The 19,117-nt window shown below is 66.8% G+C and carries 18 protein-coding genes and 1 tRNA gene; 6 read left to right on the plus strand and 13 right to left on the minus strand.

What is annotated here, in order from left to right:
* Positions 1-627, plus strand: a 627-nt coding sequence (locus AC5FRV_RS16960) for a hypothetical protein (RefSeq protein ID WP_493562270.1), incomplete at its 5' end; no start/stop codon positions are given.
* Between the two features lie 216 nt (positions 628-843).
* Here AC5FRV_RS16960 and AC5FRV_RS16965 read toward each other — a convergent pair.
* The 11 genes from AC5FRV_RS16965 to AC5FRV_RS17015 all read right to left on the minus strand — a co-directional run bounded on the left by AC5FRV_RS16965 (position 844) and on the right by AC5FRV_RS17015 (position 7,858).
* On the minus strand, positions 844-2,472 hold the full coding sequence (locus AC5FRV_RS16965) for a DUF7845 domain-containing protein (RefSeq protein ID WP_493562271.1): 1,629 nt from the start codon (positions 2,470-2,472) through the stop codon (positions 844-846).
* Positions 2,460-2,909, minus strand: coding sequence for a hypothetical protein (locus AC5FRV_RS16970; RefSeq protein ID WP_493562272.1), 450 nt, complete (start codon positions 2,907-2,909; stop codon positions 2,460-2,462). The genes AC5FRV_RS16965 and AC5FRV_RS16970 overlap by 13 nt, the downstream gene beginning before the upstream one ends.
* Positions 2,909-3,061: a hypothetical protein gene (locus tag AC5FRV_RS16975; RefSeq protein WP_493562273.1), complete on the minus strand. Its 153-nt coding sequence runs from the start codon at positions 3,059-3,061 to the stop codon at positions 2,909-2,911. Before AC5FRV_RS16975 ends, AC5FRV_RS16970 begins: the two co-directional genes overlap by 1 nt.
* Entirely contained in the window at positions 3,058-3,255 is a 198-nt protein-coding gene (locus AC5FRV_RS16980) for a sigma factor-like helix-turn-helix DNA-binding protein (protein ID WP_493562274.1), read from the minus strand. Before AC5FRV_RS16980 ends, AC5FRV_RS16975 begins: the two co-directional genes overlap by 4 nt.
* Positions 3,252-3,515 carry a DUF7563 family protein gene (locus AC5FRV_RS16985; RefSeq protein WP_493562275.1) on the minus strand — a complete coding sequence of 88 codons (264 nt, stop codon included), beginning with the start codon at positions 3,513-3,515 and terminating at the stop codon, positions 3,252-3,254. Before AC5FRV_RS16985 ends, AC5FRV_RS16980 begins: the two co-directional genes overlap by 4 nt.
* Before the next feature lie 191 nt (positions 3,516-3,706).
* Positions 3,707-3,778, minus strand: a tRNA-Ala gene (locus tag AC5FRV_RS16990).
* A 139-nt stretch (positions 3,779-3,917) separates the two neighbouring features.
* Entirely contained in the window at positions 3,918-4,229 is a 312-nt protein-coding gene (gene rpsJ, locus AC5FRV_RS16995) for a 30S ribosomal protein S10 (RefSeq protein WP_089816305.1), read from the minus strand.
* Positions 4,229-5,494, minus strand: a complete 1,266-nt coding sequence (gene tuf / locus AC5FRV_RS17000; protein ID WP_493562276.1) for a translation elongation factor EF-1 subunit alpha — start codon at positions 5,492-5,494, stop codon at positions 4,229-4,231. Before tuf ends, rpsJ begins: the two co-directional genes overlap by 1 nt.
* 167 nt (positions 5,495-5,661) lie before the next feature.
* Positions 5,662-6,291 carry a class I SAM-dependent methyltransferase gene (locus tag AC5FRV_RS17005; RefSeq protein WP_493562277.1) on the minus strand — a complete coding sequence of 210 codons (630 nt, stop codon included), beginning with the start codon at positions 6,289-6,291 and terminating at the stop codon, positions 5,662-5,664.
* A gap of 83 nt (positions 6,292-6,374) precedes the next feature.
* A complete protein-coding gene (locus tag AC5FRV_RS17010; RefSeq protein ID WP_493562278.1) occupies positions 6,375-7,328 on the minus strand; it encodes a homoserine dehydrogenase in 954 nt (317 codons plus the stop codon).
* Positions 7,325-7,858, minus strand: coding sequence for an amino acid-binding protein (locus AC5FRV_RS17015; RefSeq protein WP_493562279.1), 534 nt, complete (start codon positions 7,856-7,858; stop codon positions 7,325-7,327). Before AC5FRV_RS17015 ends, AC5FRV_RS17010 begins: the two co-directional genes overlap by 4 nt.
* A gap of 218 nt (positions 7,859-8,076) precedes the next feature.
* Between AC5FRV_RS17015 and AC5FRV_RS17020 the strand changes: the two genes are divergently transcribed.
* Together AC5FRV_RS17020 and AC5FRV_RS17025 are read left to right on the plus strand one after the other, a co-directional pair.
* Complete coding sequence (locus AC5FRV_RS17020) at positions 8,077-10,179, plus strand: COG1361 family protein (protein ID WP_493562280.1); 2,103 nt, start codon at positions 8,077-8,079, stop codon at positions 10,177-10,179.
* 99 nt (positions 10,180-10,278) lie between these two features.
* Entirely contained in the window at positions 10,279-10,476 is a 198-nt protein-coding gene (locus tag AC5FRV_RS17025) for a hypothetical protein (protein WP_493562281.1), read from the plus strand.
* A 100-nt stretch (positions 10,477-10,576) separates the two neighbouring features.
* Here the strand turns inward: AC5FRV_RS17025 and katG are convergent, their stop codons facing one another.
* Complete coding sequence (katG, locus tag AC5FRV_RS17030) at positions 10,577-12,724, minus strand: catalase/peroxidase HPI (RefSeq protein WP_493562282.1); 2,148 nt, start codon at positions 12,722-12,724, stop codon at positions 10,577-10,579.
* Between the two features lie 263 nt (positions 12,725-12,987).
* On the opposite strand from katG, the gene AC5FRV_RS17035 reads away from it, so the two are divergent.
* Together AC5FRV_RS17035 and AC5FRV_RS17040 are read left to right on the plus strand one after the other, a co-directional pair.
* Positions 12,988-14,766, plus strand: coding sequence for a hypothetical protein (locus tag AC5FRV_RS17035; RefSeq protein WP_493562283.1), 1,779 nt, complete (start codon positions 12,988-12,990; stop codon positions 14,764-14,766).
* A 298-nt stretch (positions 14,767-15,064) separates the two neighbouring features.
* Positions 15,065-15,850: a helix-turn-helix transcriptional regulator gene (locus AC5FRV_RS17040; protein WP_493562284.1), complete on the plus strand. Its 786-nt coding sequence runs from the start codon at positions 15,065-15,067 to the stop codon at positions 15,848-15,850.
* 78 nt (positions 15,851-15,928) lie between these two features.
* On the opposite strand, the gene AC5FRV_RS17045 is transcribed toward AC5FRV_RS17040, so the two are convergent.
* A complete protein-coding gene (locus AC5FRV_RS17045; protein ID WP_493562285.1) occupies positions 15,929-18,322 on the minus strand; it encodes a GLUG motif-containing protein in 2,394 nt (797 codons plus the stop codon).
* A gap of 362 nt (positions 18,323-18,684) precedes the next feature.
* Between AC5FRV_RS17045 and AC5FRV_RS17050 the strand changes: the two genes are divergently transcribed.
* Positions 18,685-19,044, plus strand: a complete 360-nt coding sequence (locus AC5FRV_RS17050; protein WP_493562286.1) for a VOC family protein — start codon at positions 18,685-18,687, stop codon at positions 19,042-19,044.
* Positions 19,045-19,117 lie beyond the last annotated feature (73 nt).

The raw sequence follows: 19,117 nt of genomic DNA on the forward strand, positions 1-19,117 counted from the left end.
TGGTTTCTAGGAGTTGAAATGCCGTTTTTTGTCTGGTGGACATACCTCACTATCCACGGATCTGGTGTAATCCACATCCCATTTCATACACTTCAGGGCCTCCTCTTGGCACTGCATACAGCGGTCATGCTCTCTATTTCTATCCGGACTTTGTTGATAGTAAGGAAATATCTCAAGGAATTCTGGAGGATATCCGTACCTCCCTTTGAAATAGAGTCCATCATTGAAGATAATTTGCCGGTGACATGGGAGAAGGCCAGTGAATCGTTTCACAAGAAAATACGTAACACGAAGATCTGGTTTGGAGCTACGTTAGGCCTCTTCGTGATTCTAGAGCTTACTTACGGGAGATGGATTATGTGGAACTCAAAGGAATTGGCCGAGCCAGTTAGAAATATCGCGTCTTGGGAGTTATTTGTGTCACTTTCATACATGCTCTCTGTTCCAGGTGGGGCCATGGGGCCAGAATATCTTCAAGGACTGAACGATATTACGTTAGTTTCTACTCTATTCTTAGTCTGGATTCCTGCGATCCCACTGACCATCGGCTTCCTGAATCTAAACAGTCTGATATTTGAGTCGGTTCAGGAGTTTGCCTTCGAATTGACAGAGAGCTACTTGCGGTAGCGGAGTGCAGGGCGGTGTATTTTGATGATGTGGCCTTAGCCACACCCCTAATGCGGAATGCAACCCCCCGGGTTGGGTTCACGAGCGCGAAACTCACGACTCCTTGAGCTGACCGCGACGGTCGCGACGTCGATCGGCGCTCGTGCGGCGAGTAAGCGGCAACAATTGCGTGATTTTCGGGGTGCTGCACAGTGATGCCTCTAACCAGGCCGGGCGCTACCCGGTGTTCAGGAACCGCCATGCCTGGCCCACGCTCCCGTCCGAGAAGCGAACCCTCGCCTGCCGGAATCGCTCTTCAGGCATTCCGGCGTCTTTCCAGACGCGGAAACCTTCGCAGATCGCCTTCGACGCGTTCGCGACGTCGGCACCGTCGAAGCGGAGCGTCATCTGCGCATCGCGTGTGTCTGAGACGTCGACACCGTGGCGAGCGGCCCAGGCGATGAACGAACTCATCGTCTCCTCGAGTCCACGTTCCACGGCCTCCACAGCCTTCGCCGTCGTCTCCGCGGCGCGCTGGACGCTCTCACGCGCTTCGCTGACGGCCGCGTGGACCATCTCGGCGACGTAGTCCGACCGGAGCGAGACGTCTGCGTACTCCTGCTCTACGAGGTCACCCATGTCCCGCAACGCCCGCCGAACGCTCTCGACGTGGCGGTCGTTCTGGAAGGCGATGTCCTTCGGCGCGACCTGCCCACCGTCGGTAACGAGCGTCTCCAGCGTCTCCCATTGCACCGGGGACAGCCCGTCGGCCAGGTGGCGAACGACGACACTCTCCTGAGTTTGCTCGACACGGGTCAGGTCAAGCCCGACCGGGTCTGGCCCAGTCTCGTCGACCTCCGGCGTGAAGTACGCGTCTTCGACGAACGGACCGTTACCGCCTCCAGACGGGGCGACGTCCAGGCCGGCATCGGCCAGCACCGAGAGAACGGTCTGGTCCAGCTCGCGCCGGAGCTGATCCAGGTCACTCCAGCGCACTGTCTCGTCGCGCTCCAGCAGCGACACCTGGAGCGACGCGCCCACCTTGGGGTGCGCCAGCGGGTGGTCGTCGGAGACGGACAGTGCTTCCCGGGCGTAGTAGTGTTTCACCTCCTTCGGAAGCCCGTGGTCGGGGAATGGCTCGCGGATGCGCCGGCTATCCAGCGTCGCGGTGTGATAGTACCCTGGCAGGGTCCGACCGTGCTCGTCGTCGTCGTTCTGAACGACCTTGCGGTACCCACGCCGGTCGTTCTCCAGTAGGTGACCCATCGATGCTATCGGACCGTCGCGAGCATGTACGGGGCCACTGGCGTCCCTGTGGACGCGGACGTACCGCTCGGCGTCCTGAATGTTGCTGAACTCGTGGGGTTCCTCGAAGTACTTCCCCGCGACGCCGATTTCGATGGCCGCCCGGCGGAGTAGATCGGGATACCGGTCGAACGCGATGTTCGAGCCCTTGATCCGGACGTTCACTCCTTCGTCGAAGCCATCCGGAACCGGTATCTCGACGCGCGATCCGTCGTCGCGCTCGCCTTGCATCCCTGGCCAGCGCGGCGCGACGTGGGCGGTGAAGTCCTGCTGGCCGACGTCGTCCTCGTCGGGGTGGCGAAGTACCTTCAGGCGGTACTCCCGCATCTCGTTCAGTCGCCACTCCGTCCCCTGCGGTGTCCGGTCGCCGGGGTGGACGATGTTGCTCGACTGGTAGCTCAGACGAACACGCCACCGTTCGCCCCGGTCGAGGAACTCCCCACTCCGTGACCCCTCACCGGCCTTGACCTGGCTGTCCATAGCGAAGTACGGCGTAAGCCCGTAGCTATCGAACAGCAGATTGGCCGTGAGTTCGTGAGGGGCCAGCCCTATCGTTCGCATCGCCCTCCATCGGTGGCGACCGCGTTACCCGGGCCGAATCGCCGCGGTCGCGAGTACACTGCGCGGTCTCCCGGTTCGTCGACGTCAGGCCGGTCCGGCCAGCTCGTCTCGACTGGTCCCAGGTTCCGGGGTTTGTCACGGGCTTCGAGGCGGTCCGGTCGCTCGCCGATCTCCTCCAGGACTGCCTCGCGCTCGTCGAGCGCGTCGACGATCCCAGACCGTGGGCCACCATCGTCGCCACGACCAAGCCGGCGCTCCACGGCCTTCCAGGCCCGGAGCAACTCGACGCGGTCGATGCTCTCGATGCGGGTTTTGACGAACTGCTCCCGGTCGCCGTCGCCGAGGATCGACCAGTCGAGCCACCGCGCCGGATCCTCACCGAGTCGTTCGCGCAGGTCGGGGAACCGCTCCCGGTCGCGAGAGCCACCGCCCTGCATCACGCATCACCCGCGTTTGCCAGCATCTCGTCGACGGCCTGCTCGACCTCGGCCTGGACCTGGGCGAGAGTCTCTCCCCGCGCCCAGTCGAAGGTCACTGGCTCGCCCTGGGCGACGTTATAGAGCCGGGACGCACGGACGAACCCGATCACGCCGCCTCACCTCCGAGTCGATTCCGAGCACGACGCAGCAGGTTGCCCACTGTCCCCGGAGCGCGGCCCGTCTCCCGGGCGTACTCGCGAACCCCGTAGCCGTCTCGTTCGACGGCCTGGTAGACTTCGCTCTGTGCGTCCGAGAGCGCCGACAGGTCCGATTCGAACTCGGTGAGTTGGACCTGCTGAATCACTTCCACTCACCCCCGTCGGTCCGTGAGTCGACCCGATTCCCGCGATTCCGGTTCGGCTGATCCGCTGGGTCGGGGAGGTCGAGTTCTTTCCCGGCGGCACTTCCGCGGTAGAGCCGACCCATCGAGTCACAGGCGGGACAGCGATGAACCGTGTCGTCCTGGTCGCCGTAGACTCGCCTGAAGTCTCGTGAGACGTGCGCGCCACAGTACTGACACTGGGACGCATCGCTGCTAGAGAACTTGACAGGTCGGTCACTCAAGGTGTCTCACCCCTGTTGGGGACCCAACAGTTTCACTCGACGAATCGCCGGACTGCACGGGGCCGGAAGAGGAATCGTCTTCTATTGCGCGAAAACCGATCTTTTTATCTTCTAAATTCTGACTGCAAATTATCGCATCGGCAACGCTACCGGTGACTAACCGGATAGTTCGCCAGGACGAAGAACCGGTATGGACTCGTCGGGATTTGAACCCGAGGCCTCTTCCTTGCGAAGGAAGCGATCTACCACTGATCTACGAGCCCGCGTGAGCCACTCGAACGCGGACGTGAATAAGTCCTGCGCGTGAGAGTGGCGTTCGAGAGTCGGTCACACGCCGCGTGGCGTGCGATCGCTGAAACGTCGAACGCAGCGTCGTGGGTCCGGTGGACCCGGTCTCTCAGTTCAGTCCTCCAGGACGATCTCGATCGAGACGTCGTTGGGGACCTGGATCCGCATCAGCTGGCGCAGGGCGCGTTCGTCGGCGTCGATGTCGATGAGACGCTTGTGGACGCGCATCTCCCAGTGCTCCCACGTCGCGGTCCCCTCGCCGTCGGGGGACTTGCGGGTGGGCACTTCGAGAGTCTTGGTCGGCAGCGGCACCGGTCCGGAGAGCTCGACGCCCGTCTTGTTGGCGATCTCGCTGACGTCGTCGGTGATGTCGTCGAGGTCCTCGGGGTTGGTGCCCGCCAGACGGACGCGTGCTTGCTGGGGCATTATCGCTCGTCGACGGACAGGACCTTGCCGGCTGCGATGGTCTGGCCCATGTCACGGATGGCGAAGCTTCCGAGTTCCGGAATCTCGCCCGACGGCTCGATGCTGAGCGGCTTTTGCGGTCGGATCGTGACGACCGCGGCGTCGCCGTTCTGGATGAAGTCGGGGTTCTCCTCGGCGACCTCGCCGGAGGAGGGGTCGATCTTCTGGTCGATGGACTCGACCGTACAGGCGACCTGTGCGGTGTGGGCGTGGAAGACCGGCGTGTAGCCCGCGGTGATGACCGAGGGGTGCTGCATCACGACGATCTGGGCCTGGAAGGTGTCGGCGACCGTCGGCGGGTCGTCGGCGGGGCCACAGACGTCACCGCGGCGGATGTCGTCCTTGCCGATGCCGCGGACGTTGAATCCGACGTTGTCGCCGGGGCCGGCCTCGGGCACCTCTTCGTGGTGCATCTCGATGGTCTTGACCTCGCCACCGACGTCCGAAGGCTGGAAGGAGACGTTGTCGCCCACGTTGAGCATCCCCGTCTCGACTCGACCGACCGGGACCGTCCCGATGCCGTCGATGGTGTAGACGTCCTGGATGGGGAGGCGCAGCGGCGCGTCCGTCGGCGGCTCCGGCTCGGGCAGCTCGTTGAGGGCCTCGAGCAGGATCTTGCCGTCGTACCAGGGGGTGTTGTCCGACTCCTCGGCGATGTTGTCGCCCTCGAAGGCGGAGATCGGGATGAAGCTGGCGTTCTCGGTGTCGAAGCGGACCTGGTTGAGCAGGTCCTTGACTTCCTCGACGACCTCGTTGTAGCTGGACTCCTCGTAGTCGACGAGGTCCATCTTGTTGACGCCGACGATGAGTTCGCCGATGCCCAGGGTGCGGGCCAGGAATACGTGCTCCTGGGTCTGGGGCGCGACGCCGTCGTCGGCCGCGACGACGAGCACGGCGTTGTCCGCCTGGCTCGCGCCGGTGATCATGTTCTTGACGAAGTCGCGGTGGCCAGGACAGTCGACGATGGTGAACTCGTACTCGTCGGTGGTGAACTCCTGGTGGGCGATGTCGATAGTGACACCGCGCTCTCGCTCTTCGGCGAGGTTGTCCATGACGTAGGCGAACTCGAAGCCGCCCTTGCCCTTCTCCTCGGCTTCTTCCTTGTGCTGTTCGATGACGTGCTCGGGGACGGACCCTGTCTCGTACAGGAGCCGGCCGACGAGCGTACTCTTTCCGTGGTCGACGTGGCCGATGATGGCCAGGTTCTGGTGTCGGGTATCGCTCATTGGTTATCTCACGCGCAGAGGCGCTATACCGGAATCTTTACGCGGTGGTTCATAAAACGATTTCGAAGTCGCCCGTAGGCCATCCCGGCGCCTTCTTGCGATCTGGCACGGAGTGGCACGGATCGGGTACCGATCCCGCGCGCTCGGTCCGACCCGGCCCGATCGGGTCAGCGCTCGTCGGTCGGACGCACGATGGCGACCGTGTAGAGGCCACCGAGAACGGACGTTCGCGTCTCGACGGCGAGACCAGCCCCGTCGAGCAGCGGTTCGAGCCGTCGGTTCAGGTCGGAGAACAGGACGCGTGCGACCGGATTGAGGGCGCGCCGGACGGGCGACGGGTCGGCGTCCGCCGACAGGAACTTGTCGAACACCGACACCCGGCCGCCGGGGGCGAGGACGCGCGCGACCTCGGCCACAACCCGACGCGGTTCGGGAACCACTGCGAGGACGAGGTGGAGAACCACTGCGTCGAAGGCGTCGTCCGCGAAGGGGAGCGACCGGGCGTCGGCGACCCGCGCGTCGACGTCGATCCCCAGTTCCGCCGCCCGTTCCTCGGTTCGCCGCACCATCGCGGGCGTGACGTCTATCGCGGCGACCTCGACGCCGTCAGGAAGGTACGCGAGGTCCGCGCCCGTGCCACAGCCGACGAGCAGTAGCCGGTCCCCCGGTTCGGGGCCGAGGGCGTCGAGTGCCCGCTCGCGCCCCCGTTCGAGCGGTTTCGCCACCAGGTCGTACACGGGTGCGTACACGCGGTATCGAGTCCGGTTCCACCAGTCCGGCTCTTCGTTCCCGCCCATCTACGAGTTCCGTCGGCGTCGACGGGCGTAGCTCTTCGGGACGAAACGCAGCGAAAAGAGACGTGGCCGGCGCGTGAAGTGAACTACTCCGGCAGGCGGCCGACGTCGGCCAGGACCGCCGTGGCCGTCTCCGGGCCGCCGGCACCCCGACCCGACACGTTGAGCCGGCCGGCGTGTTCGGTCTCCAGCTGGACGATGTTCCGGGTGCCAGACACTGCGAGCGCGGCGTTCTCCGGGACGAGTCGCGGGCCGACGCGCACGGCCCCGTTCTCGGCGACTTCGCCGATGAGGCGCACGGTTCGGCCGTCCTCCTTCGCCAGGTCGATGGCGCTCCCGGGCACGTCGACGATGCCGTCGACCTCGGCGTCCTCGAGGCTGTACTCGCGCTCGCCCTGGGCGAGGACGTTGGCGACGATGACGCACTTCAGCGCGGCGTCGGTGCCGTCGACGTCGAACGTCGGGTCGGCTTCCGCCACACCGAGATCCTGGGCCTCGGCGAGTACGTGCTCGTAGCCCAGGCCGTCCGCGCCCATCCGCGAGAGGATGAAGTTCGCGGTCCCGTTGAGGACGCCGCGGGCCGCGGTGATGTGGTCCGGGCCGAAGTCGTCGATGGTCGAGAGCACCGGCATGGCGCCGCCGACGGTGGCCTCGAACAGCACCTTCCCGTCGCTGTCTGCCTCCAGTTCCCGGAGGTCGCCGTAGCGCTCGGCCACGGGTCCCTTGTTCGCCAGGACGGCGTGACGGTCGCGTTCGAGCGCGGTCCGGACGTGGTCGAAGCCGGGCTGGGCGTCGCCCAGCGTCGTCGGCGTCGCCTCGACGAGGACGTCGTAATCGCCGTCGAGGACGTCACTCGGATCCCCGCTCCCGACGACATCTTCCGTCGATTTCGAGGCGATGGCCGCGTCGACGTCGATGCCGTCGGCGTCGGCGGCCGCACTTCCGGAGTCGGCCAGGCCGGTCACCGTGTGGCCGTACTCGCCGGCCAGTTCCGCCACGGAGGTGCCGACCGCGCCGGCACCGAGGATGGCGACCTTCACGCGTCACCACCCGCCGTGAGCGGCTCGACGACACAGAGGTCCTTCTGGGCCGCGATGTCCCGGATGGCCGCGAGCGTGTCCTCGGCCGCGTCGGCTTCGGTGGCCAGTCGCAGGCGCGCACTGGAGACGTCGTCGGTCCCCTCGGGCGCGGACAGCGACAGGTCCGTGACCGTTGCGTTGCCGGACTGGTGGATCTGGGACAGCGTGTCCGACAGGTCCGTCTCGACCAGGTGGCCCGACAGCACGACCGTCAGCGCCTCGCCGTAGCGGTCCGCGCCGGCCTGGATGATGGTGAACTCCTCGGCTTTCAGCGCCTCGACGATGGTCTCGAAGCGCTCGGGCGTCGCCTCGAGGTCCACCTCCACGGGGATGTGCCCGCGCGGGGTGAGGTTGCCCCGCTCGTGGAAGATAGAGAGGAGGTTGCCCCCGTTGTCCGCGATGGGGTGGAGCGCCCGCAACAGCTCGCCCGGCTCGTCGACCAGTTCGAGCCGTATCGTGTACGCGTTCACCTCGTCGGACGAGTCGCTCATCGACCGCTCACCTCCCGCCGCGTGCGTTCGCTCATTGTGGCGAACCACTGGTTCGGACTATAAGAATCCTCCACTTCCGCTGCAGGCCCCAGGCGCCCGCGGTCGGCCGGAACCGTCCGCAGTCCGGCGTCGAGTGGCGCGACAGTGCTCGTCGGGATCGAACGCCAGCGGTGACCCGAGCCACAACCGTGAAGTCCCGCCGCCCAAATCGTTTCCCGATGACCTGCGGACCCACTCGCCCGGTCGCCGCCGTCCTCCTCGTTCTCCTCGTCGCGGGGTCGGCCGCCGGAGCGACCGTGACGGGCCCACTCCCCGGCGAGTCGGGCCCGGGCCCCGCGACTGGCGTCCACTTCGCCGCGGCGTCCGCCGCCGACGGCCCCGTGCGTGGCGACGCCACGCTGGCGACCGACGGGAGCACCATCCACCTGGACCAGACGCTCCACCGCCTCCCGGATCGCCCCGGCGAGTACGAGGCCGACAACCGGTATCGGCTCCCCGACCACGCCGTGAAACTCGAAGTGACGGTCCCGGAGAGGGCGACCGGGTTCCGGACCGAGGGGTTCACCGACGAAGGCGACGGCGTCTACGCCTGGGACGGCGAGACCGAGGACCCCCGGCTCCGCTTCCGGATGCCGGCGAACAGGACCGTGGACCGCGACGACCCGCTCTCCGGCCCCGGGAGCTACCTCTTCGTGGACACGGGCGAGTGGGGAATCGTCCAGCGGCCGGCGCTGGGCCACGCGTGGGGCTGGCGCGGCTCGCCATCGGTCACGTTCGACCGGTCGCTCTCCGCGAGTCCCGGCGCCGCCGGCTCGGACGTCGCCTACCTGGGCGAGTACGCGGAATACGAGCACACGGCCCACGGGCAGCGCTTCAGGCTCGTCGTCCCGGCCGAGGCCGACCTGGCCGAGAACCGATCGGCCGTCTTCGGGACGCTCGCGAACGCATCGGACGGGCTCCGGGTCGGCGACCGCGACGACGAGGTGTTCCTGATCGCCGCGCCGACGACCGACGTCCGGTGGGGCGCACGAGGCGTCCAGACCGGCGACGCCGACGCGTGGGTCCGCGACGTCGAACGGGTCCACGACGTCGAGAACGTCTGGGTCCACGAGTACGTCCACACGCGCCAGGCCTACGAGACGACGGGACAGGTCCGCTGGTTCACCGAGGCCGCTGCGAGCTACTACGCGGCCCTGCACGCGTTCGAACAGAAGCGAGTCAGCTTCCGGACCTTCCAGGGCCGGCTCGAACGGGGGACGGACGCTCGCCACGAGTCCGCCGTCCTCGCCGACACCGGCACCTGGCGGTACAACCCCGACTACTACGTCGGTCCGCTCGTCCTCGGCGACCTCGACCGGCGGACGCGCACGGCCAGCGACAGCGAGCGCGCGCTCCACACCGTCTTCGCCCGGCTGAACGACGCCGACGGGACCGTCGACGCCGGGCAGTTCTACGAGTACGTGGCCGACACGGGGGGCACGGACGACGCCGACCTCACGCGGCGCTACGCGGAGACGACCGAGCGGCCGACGGTCTGGAACGTCTCCACCCACCAGGCCGTCTTCGGACCCGTCCCGGCCCAGATCGAGTACGAGATCGCCACGACCGACGACGGGGAGGACGCCGTCCGCGCGAACGGTCCCTACCGGAATCGAACGCTCCGGACCCCCTACGTCCTCGTGCCCGGCGAGCAACTGTCGGTCGACGTGTACGTCGAGAACAGCGGCGGCACGGCCGGCGACTACGACGTCCGTCTCCGTGACGGCGAGACGACGCTGGACCGCCGAACCGGACGGATCGCGGCCGGCAACGCGACCACCGTCACCGTCAACCACTCCTTCGACGAACCCGGGACCCACGAACTCCGGGTCGGCGGCGAGCGGCTCTCGGTGAACGTCTGGGAGCCCGCTGCGGCCGAGGTGACCGGCCTCCGAACCGACAGCGGAGAAGCGGTCCGCCCCGGCGAGTCGGTGACCGTGGCGGTGACGGTGCGCAACGACGCCGGCTGGCCGGGCGAGCGCGACGTCCGCGTGACGGCCGCGGACACCACCGAGAGCGCCGGGGGCGGTGAGAAGTGGACCGTGGCCGAGCGAACTGTCAGGCTCGACGCCGAGAGCGAGCGAACCGTGACTGCCACTGTCACCTTCGACGAGCCCGGAACCTACCGGCTGGGGGTGGCCGACGGCAACGTCACGTCGCAGACGGTGACGGTCGCCGCCGAGCGCGGACCCGATCCGAATACGGGCCCGCTGCCCGTCACGCTCGTCGTCGTGGCCGTCCTGGTCGCGGTGCTCGTCGCGGCGCTGCTGGCGAAGCGGTGAACGATCCAACTCCCGAAGAAATGGGTGAGGAAGGGCTGTCGCCTATTTCACGACGACAGCTATCGGAAGAAATAGAATGCCCGGGACAATAGCCGGTTTATGTTCGATTTTCTGTGGTATTTGTTGCCCGTGATAGTCGTCGCAGAGTTGGTCCTCGCGTTTGGATTCTGGAACTGGATGAATGAGAGCGAGAAAGTGCCAGAAACGGGTCTTCTGGCCTTCGTGTCACGCTTCGTCCTCACTGCAGTCATCGTTCTGGGGACACTCTCGGTTTACGTCGCCGTGGCGGGGGCGTAACCGAGCGTAACGGACATCTCGCTACTGACGCGAAGCGTGGGGAACCGCAGAAATCGGAACCGCAGAAATCAAAAAGCGTGATCAGGTGGCTACGTGGGGACTACGCAAGATCGAAGCGGTCGGCCTGCATGACGTCGCTCCAGGTGTCCACGAAGTCGTGCACGAACTTCTCCTCGGCGTCCTCGCTACCGTAGACTTCGGAGATGGCGCGGAGCCGGGAGTTCGAGCCGAAGACGAGGTCGACGCGGGACGCTTCCCACTCGAGGTCGCCCGTCTGGCGGTCGCGGAGTTCGTAGACGTCCTCGGCGTCGTCGGACTCCTCCCACTCCAGGCCCATGTCGAGCAGGGTCTCGAAGAAGTCGTTGGACAGCGTCCCCGGTCGGTCGGTGAGGACGCCCAGGTCCGAGTCCTGGTAGTTGGCGCCCAGCGCGCGCATCCCGCCGACCAGGACCGTCATCTCCGCGGCGGTCAGGTTCAGCAGGTCTGCCTTGTCGACCAGCAGGTCCTCTGGCGGCTGGTCGTGATCGCCGCCGTAGTAGTTGCGGAAGCCGTCGGCTTTCGGCTTGAGCGCGTCGAAGGACTCGGGGTCGGTCTGTTCCTGCGAGGCGTCGGTGCGGCCCGGTTCGAACGGCACGTCGACGTCGTAGCCGGCGTCGGCCGCAGCCTGCTCGACGGCGACGTTGCCGCCCAGCACGACGAGGTCGGCCAGCGAGACGCGGACGTCGTCGGAGCGGGACTCGTTGAAGTCCGCCTGGATGCCCTCCAGCGTCTCCAGGACGGTCGCGAGCTGGTCGGGCTCGTTGACTTCCCACTCGTTCTGCGGGGCCAGGCGGATGCGGGCGCCGTTGGCGCCCCCGCGCATGTCGCTGTCGCGGTACGTCGACGCCGAGGCCCAGGCGGTCTTGACCAGCTGGGACCGGGACAGGTCAGAGTCGAGGACCGCCTCCTCGAGCTCGGCGATCTCCGCCTCGCCGATCTGGTCGTAGTCGGCCTCGGGGACCGGGTCCTGCCACAGCATCTCTTCGTCGGGAACCTCGGGACCGAGGAACCGGGACGGCGGGCCCATGTCGCGGTGGATCAGCTTGTACCACGCCTTCGCGAAGGCCTCCTGGAACTCGGCGGGGTTCTCGCGGAAGCCCTCGACGATCTCACGGAACTCGGGGTCCCGCTTGAGCGCCAGGTCCGTCGTCATCATCATCGGCGCGTGCTTCTTCGAGGGGTCGTGGGCGTCGGGGACGGTCTGCTTGTCCTCGGCGTCGACGGGCTCCCACTGGTTGGCGCCGGCGGGGCTCTCCGTCAGCTCCCACTCGTTGTCGAGCAGCGTGTCGAGGAAGGCGGTGTCCCACATCGTGGGCGTGCTGTTCCAGGCGCCCTCGATGCCGCTGGTGACCGTGTCCGAGCCCGTGCCCGACTTGGTCCAGCCGAGGCTCTGGTCCTCGATGGGAGCGGCTTCGGGCTCGGGGCCCATGTCGTCGGTGTCGCGGGCGCCGTGGGACTTGCCGAACGTGTGCCCACCGGCGATGAGCGCGGCGGTCTCCTCGTCGTTCATCGCCATGCGCCCGAACGAATCCCGGATTCGCTCGGCCGATCCGAGCGGGTCGGGCTCGCCGTCCGGGCCCTCGGGGTTCACGTAGATAAGTCCCATCACGGTGGCGCCGAGGGGGTCCTCGAGGTTCCCCTTGTCGTCGAAGCGCTCCGAGCCCTCCCACTCCGTCTCGGGACCCCAGTAGACGGCCTCGTCGGGCTTGAAGTCGTCCTCGCGCCCGCCGGCGAAGCCGAACGTCTCGAAGCCCATCGACTCCAGCGCGACGTTGCCGGCCAGGACGATAAGGTCGGCCCACGAGAGCTTGCGGCCGTACTTCCGCTTGACCGGTTCCAGCAGCCGGCGCGCCTTGTCCAGGTTGACGTTGTCGGGCCAGCTGTTCAGCGGTGCGAAGCGCTGCGTTCCGCCCGTCGCGCCCCCGCGGCCGTCGGTCGTCCGGTACGTGCCAGCGCTGTGCCAGGCCATCCGGATGAACAGCGGGCCGTAGTGGCCGTAGTCGGCCGGCCACCAGTCCTGGGACGTCGTCATCACGTCCTCGATGTCCGCCTTCACCGCCTCGTAGTCGAGTTCCTCGAACGCCTCGGCGTAGTCGAACTCCTCCTCCAGGGGGCTCAGGTCGGCGGCGTTGTTGTCGAGAATGTCCAGGTTCAGCTTGTCGGGCCACCACTCGTGGCTCTTTCGGTGTGGGGGTCTGTCGTCGCTCATTGATGGGTACGTGGGCGAAACACAGAGATTGATCGACAAAAGTCTTGATTTGGCACGTGCCAACTCCCGGTTCGGAATCGGACGCCCGTGCTACCGCGTATCGTCCTACGGGCGAGCGGTGGTCGCCCGACCAGGACGACGTGTACAGAACCGATACTGGTATTTTCGATGAAATAAAGTATTTATTCCGGCAGTACAGTGTGAATTTATGGGGCAGATGGGCTGGGGAGTCGAACCGGTTCGGGGACGGACAGGTGAAAGAGATGACGCGTGAGGGCCGGGAACGGGACGGGCTTCGTACCGCGCTGGGTCGGCGTTCGTTTCTCAACCACGTTGGCGTCGGTGCCCTGGGGGTGGGTGTCGGCGTCGGCATCGACGGCTTCGGTCGCGGGCGAGCGGGGCAAGAATCGGACTCGCTGCCGTGGACGGCGACGTTCGAACAGGCCGACGGGACCACCGACCACGACGGGGAGTCGGCCTGGCACGTCGAATCAGCCGACAGCCACCCAGCGTTCGCCGTCCAGTCGGGAGCGCTCACCGCAGCGGAGACGGCGGGGGACGCACGGTGGCTGTCCGAACCAATCGACGTCTCGGGTGCCGATACGGTGGACGTGGCTGTCGAGTTGCGGGGAAGCGGTCCACTCCGGGGCGGCCCAGCACCGGTCGTCGGCGCCGACCCGCCGACGGATCCAGACGCCGATGGGATATACGAAGACGTCACCGGCGACGGCCGGGTGGACGACGAGGACGTGCGGGCGCTGTCCGACCGTGTCGGCAACGAGAGCGTGACCGACGACGCTGTCGCCTTCGACGGCAACTGTAACGGTCGCGTCGACTACGACGACGTCGTCCGGCTGGCGAGGGCCGCGGACGGGACGGCCGATAGAGCTACCGATGGCGACTGCGGCCGGCCCGCGGACGAACTGACAGTCTCCTGCGTGCTCGACGGCGCCGAGACGGTCGTCGCGACGTTCTCAGACGACGCGCCTGCCGAGGGCGAGACGGTCTCTGCGACCGGGCTCTCCGGCGACACCCTGCGCGTCGTCGTCACCGCGCGCACGGCCGACCCGGCGACGGCCTTCCACGTCGACGCCGTGGAGGTGACCGCGACGGGTGACGATGGGAGTCAGGAAAACGGCGGGCAGGAGGACGGGAACGAGGACGACGGGGACGGGGGAACCGATGGAGCGGCCGACCCGACGCTGTTCTACGAGGACTTCGAGACCGGGTCGATGGCCGACGAGGCGACGCTCGCGCTGGAGTCGAACCGCTCGGGCTTCGTCTGGCATGGCAACAACCGGACGGCCGTCGTCGAGGACGAGTGGCCCGACGGCGGCCGCGTCGTCTGGCACAACGAGCCCAGAGACGAGTTCGTCGAGGGGGCGGACTACCGGACCCGCGACGGCACTCGGTCGCTACGGTTCCGGTATCCACCCGAAAAGAGCTGGGCCGAACAGCGGTTCGCGATGAACCAGGACGGGACGGGCTACGACGAGGTCTGGATCGGCTACTGGATCCGCGTCCCCCACAACTTCTCGCACGCGAGCGGCAGCGGCAGTCCTAGCAACAACAAGTGGCTCGCCGTCTGGATGGACGGCTACTCCCAGCACGGCACCGGGTCGACGGCCGTGTTCAACACCTGGTCGTCGTTCGACCACGAGGTAGGCGCAGCGCGGGCGACGATTTCGGCCTCGAACGCCGGCGGCGCCGGCCACCACCGCGGCATGGACGATTTCATCCTCCCGTCGCGAGACCGGGGCCGGTGGATGTACACCGTCCACCGGCTGGTGACGAGTTCGGAGCGGGGCGCCGCCGACGGGACCGCCCACTGGTGGCGTCGGTGGGAGGACGAGGACGAGTTCGAACTCGTGGCCAAGGTGACCGACTACGTCTTCGACCCCCCGTCTGAGACAGACAAACCCCAGGGGTGGAACAAGGGGTACCTCATGGGCTGGACGAACCCGAACTACGCCGAAGAGACGGAGTTCCTCGTCGACGAGTTCGCCCTGTCGACGGAACCGCTGGTCGACGACTTCCCCTGAGTACGGGGTTCGCTCTCGGGTTCTCCGAGCGGACCGCGCCGCCCACCACGCGTCTCGAATCCGGAACCGGCGAACGCACCGTAGCACCGGGGGCGACGGACCGGTGTCGACGTAGTCGGCGACGGGGCGGAACTCCACCTCGGCCACCGCCCGGATTTTCGCCGGTCTGCGGGGCAGTCACCTCGTTCGTCGTTGCCGGCAACTGGTGGAAATATTCGTTATAGGCACCGATGGGGCGATGTTTCTCGTGTGAGAAAACCCCCGAAACGCTTACGCACGGGTACCGCGTGCCCTCGCTATGAGTCTGCGCGAGGACGACGTTCGCCAATCGCTCAAGCGCGCTCCGTTGCTCTCGGCGGCCCGCGACCGCGCGGTCGATCGGTCGACGCTCACCGACGAACTCGACATTTCCCGGGCGACGGCGTACCGCTGGACCAGCGCGCTGGCCGACGACGACTTGCTGGAGCGGACCCGGAACGGGTACCGGACGACGCCAGCCGGGGCGGCCGTCTCCGACGCCGCCGATCGGTTCGAGCGGACGCTCTCGGCCATCGACCGCCTGCGGCCGCTGGTCGAGCACGTTTCCGCCCCCGAGTTCACGCGCAACGTCGACCGATTCGCCGACGCGACGCTCGCCGTCGCGACGCCGCAGAACCCGAACGAACCGCTCGAGCTGTGGCTCGATCACTTCTCGTCGTTCGACAGCTCTCGCGGGATGATAGTCGCCGGCTGTCCGCCCGAAATCACCAGGCTCGGCATCGAGCACGTCGAGTCCGGCGCCGACTTCGAAGTCATCTGTACGCCACAGGCGTTCGCTGCCGATCAGAGCGGGGACAGCGAGTCGGCCAACGCGATCGTCACCGCTGCGTCGACCTCGCTCTACACTCATCCCGAGGTGCCGTTCTCGATGGCGATCGTCGACGAGACAGTGCTGGTCGTCGGATTCGACGCCGAGACGTCCCTTCCGGTAGCTGCCGCAGCGACCGACGACGCGGACGCTCGCGAGTGGGCCGAAGACCTCTATCGGCGGTACAAGCGCGAGGGGGAACCGCTGAACGCGCTAGACGCGAGCCCCGTCGCCTGAGCGGTCCGGATCGACGTCGGCGGCTACACCAGCCGGACCAACCGACGGTCCGAATCACGTCCGGGACTGCAGTTCTCGTTACGGCTCGCTTCGTCGAGACAGCAGGGCCAGAGAGCACATCGCGACGAGCGTTTCGGTGACCCCGAATCCCGGGCCGGCACCGTTCGTGGGACCGCTATCGGTCTGGGACGATCGGTGAGTCGTCTCGACGTCGGTCGGTTCGAGAGTCTGCGTTTCGGCCGATGACTCCCTGTCCCCGTCGATTGCCTCCCCGGACGAGGTCGTCGATGTGGCCCCGGACGAGTCCGCTGGCGCGACGTCGATCGCGTTCCAGTAGGGGCCCACCCACACCCGGTAGGTGCCCGCCTGGCCGAAGCGATGGCTCAGCGTCACCGTCCGGTTCTCGCCGGGGTCGAGCGTCACCCGCTCCGTCGCCACGTCCTCGCCGTCCACCGAGAGCGCGACCGTTCGCTGGCCGGGCGCGTCGCCCGCGTTTTCGAGTGTCGCCGTGAGTTCCACCGGGTCGCCCTCGGTGACCGATGTCGCCGAAACCGTCACGTCGACGATCGAGATCGCGGCGCTCGGCTCCGGGTCGCTATCGGAGGAGCCGCCGACGGGTCTGGCGCTCCGCAGGGCGTTCGAGGCTACCGCCTGACTCCCGCCGTTGCCGAGCGCGTCCGTGGCGCTGACCGTGACCAACCGGTCCTCGCGGGTCGCGGCGGCGCCGACGGCGAACGTCGCGCTGTACTCGTCGTCCGCCGTCGTCGAGTTCGGACCGTCGTCGCTGAGCGTGACCGTCCCGGCGTCGAAGGCGCTCGCGTCGGCGGTCACAGTGGAAACCGCGTTCGCGTCCGTCACGGTCGCCGTGACCCGGACGGTATCGCCGGCCGCGACGGCGCCGTCCCCGTCGGTGTCGTCTGTAATTCCGACGGCGCTCACGCTCGGGGCAGTGGTGTCGATGGCGTATCGTTCGTCGATTTCCGGTTCAGTCGTGGACAGTGCGTCGCCGTCCGCGTCCGTGACGTCTCCACCGCTGGCGAGGGCCAGCCCGAGCGAGCCATCGCCCGAGACCGAGCCGACCGTGACGGTGATCGTCGACCCGCTTTCGCTACTGACGGCCTCGACCGTGCCCGATGCGGTGCCGTTCGTCGTGAAGTCGTCGGCCGAGACGCTCTCGACCGGTTCGGAAAACGTGACCTCGAAGTCGACGCTGTCGGCGTTCGTCTCCTCGCTGGCCGGACTGTCCCGGATGATCGACTCGACCAGCGGCGCTTCGATTCCCTGCGCTCGCAACTGCTCTCTGCGGTCGAGCGAACGGAGTATCGGATAGCCGTCTGCAGTCGCGTCCGAGTCACTGTTCTCGACTGTCTCCCACGTACCCGTGAAGTCGAGGCCAGGCATGTTCGTCTCCGCACTCGACCCCTGCATCTCGGGAGCGGGCGCAGTGTCGGCGGTCGCACCGAAGCCGCTGACGTCGGTCACGGTTATCGGGTCCCATCCATCCCCCGTACTCACACGCTCCTCGTTCGTCGTTCCCACGTCCCAGTAAGCCTGCTCCACGGTAGTCGGTTCGACAGCGGAGCCACCGACGAGGCCACCGATCCCCTGCGACTCGTCGTCGACACTGAGGGCACCAGTGGCGTACGAACGCCGAACTACCCCTCCAGGGTCCGCCTGAAACGACCCGAGTACTCCACCGGCGTACCAGCTCGCAGTAACCGTGCCAGTGGCGTAGGAATCCGCTATCGTTCCCGTGGAGACGCCGACCAGCCCACCAGCAGACGTGCTGCCTCCACCTCCGTCGACGGCTCTTGCAGCGAAGGAGCGAGTGACCGCCCCCTGGTTGAAACCGACCAGTCCGCCGAACCAGTCGCTTCCACGAGTCGGTCCTCCAATCGCGTAGGAGCGACGAACCGTTCCATCGTTACGGCCGACCAGGCCGCCGACCCGCTCGGTCCCGGTAACCTCACCAGTGGCGTGGGAGTCCTCGACAGTCCCATCGTTGTACCCGGCGAGCTGTCCGGTCCTTCTCGCGCCGGTGACGGACCCGCCCTCGAGGCCAACCGCCGTTATCGTTCCACCCGGGCCGACCTCGCTGAACAGACCGACGGAGTACGTTCCCCCTCGGTCGATGGTGAGCCCGGTGATCGCGTAGCCGTTGCCGTCGAAGGTCCCAGTGAACTCGTTGGTCTTGTCCCCTATCGGGTCGAACCCGCTGGCGCCGTTCCAGCGTGCGGTCTCGCTCGCGTCGATATCGGTGGTCTGGACGTAGTTATCCCCCAGGCCCTTCGTCTCGATACACTGGAGTTTGTCTACGCTATCGACCTCGTAGTACGGCTCGCCAGAGACAGTCTGTGTGCTCCAACTCAGAGCGGTGCAGTCCGACTCCGTCGGCGCGTTGGCGGCCGCCGTTCCCGGCACCGCCGCGACGCCCGCGAGCAGTGCGAGGACGAGCAACGTCGAACAAACCACCGCACGCGCCCCGGTCTCACTCCGGCCGGCACGTCTCGGTTCGCGCCGCACCTCTCCCACCCCAGGCCTTCGGACAGTCGAATCCACACGCATCCTCGGCCGGTCGTCACCCGTCGCGACCGAACCGCTCCTGGCTACCATTAGCGATATCTCGGAGAAAACACCGTTATACGCACCGATGAGACGATGTTTCACGCGTGAGACGACCGGCCCGAACGGGCCGGCGAGGCGACGCCACGCCCCCTCGTCCATCGGTGACGACGGACCGCTCACTCGGTCGAAGGTAGCGCGCGTCGTCGATAGGGGCGTATACTGTCGCTCTGGTAATTGTTTTCCCGCGCCAGGCGAAATGACTGCAGTGCATGATTAAACTCGATCATATTACCTTCGCCTGTACCGATCCGGATCGCCTGGCCGAATTCTGGGGACAGGTCCTCGACGGTGAACGGCGGGACCTTCCGCCGTCGGCCGACGCAGTGCTACTCGAACGGGACGGAGACGGGCCCGACCTGCTGTTCAAGCCGATGCCGAGAGGATGCGAACGTGACCTCCCCATCCACCTCGACCTCGGGACGGACGACCGCGAGACGGCCGTCGACGAACTCCGTGACCTCGGCGCGTCGGTGCGAGCAACGAAGACCGAGACGTTCGACGGCCACACGAACACCTGGACGGTGATGGAGGATCCGACAGGGAACGGCTTCTGCGTCACTGACTACTGAACCGTTGCTCGTCGCGGGAGAATTATAGTGAAGCATACCGCGCGAGCAACGCGAGCGCGGTTTCACCGGACGC

This window comes from Halomicrobium sp. HArcel3 (assembly GCF_058933135.1).

Bases quoted from the DNA above. Each gene is read 5' to 3' on its own strand.
- rpsJ (WP_089816305.1), bottom strand. From the start codon at position 4,229: ATGCCCCAGCAAGCACGCGTCCGTCTGGCGGGCACCAACCCCGAGGAC.
- AC5FRV_RS17025 (WP_493562281.1), top strand. From the start codon at position 10,279: ATGTTCGATTTTCTGTGGTATTTGTTGCCCGTGATAGTCGTCGCAGAG.
- AC5FRV_RS17050 (WP_493562286.1), top strand. From the start codon at position 18,685: ATGATTAAACTCGATCATATTACCTTCGCCTGTACCGATCCGGATCGC.
- tuf (WP_493562276.1), bottom strand. From the start codon at position 5,494: ATGAGCGATACCCGACACCAGAACCTGGCCATCATCGGCCACGTCGAC.
- AC5FRV_RS17015 (WP_493562279.1), bottom strand. From the start codon at position 7,858: ATGAGCGACTCGTCCGACGAGGTGAACGCGTACACGATACGGCTCGAA.
- AC5FRV_RS17040 (WP_493562284.1), top strand. From the start codon at position 15,065: ATGAGTCTGCGCGAGGACGACGTTCGCCAATCGCTCAAGCGCGCTCCG.
- AC5FRV_RS17020 (WP_493562280.1), top strand. From the start codon at position 8,077: ATGACCTGCGGACCCACTCGCCCGGTCGCCGCCGTCCTCCTCGTTCTC.
- AC5FRV_RS17005 (WP_493562277.1), bottom strand. From the start codon at position 6,291: ATGGGCGGGAACGAAGAGCCGGACTGGTGGAACCGGACTCGATACCGC.
- AC5FRV_RS17035 (WP_493562283.1), top strand. From the start codon at position 12,988: ATGACGCGTGAGGGCCGGGAACGGGACGGGCTTCGTACCGCGCTGGGT.
- katG (WP_493562282.1), bottom strand. From the start codon at position 12,724: ATGAGCGACGACAGACCCCCACACCGAAAGAGCCACGAGTGGTGGCCC.
- AC5FRV_RS16965 (WP_493562271.1), bottom strand. From the start codon at position 2,472: ATGCGAACGATAGGGCTGGCCCCTCACGAACTCACGGCCAATCTGCTG.
- AC5FRV_RS16970 (WP_493562272.1), bottom strand. From the start codon at position 2,909: ATGCAGGGCGGTGGCTCTCGCGACCGGGAGCGGTTCCCCGACCTGCGC.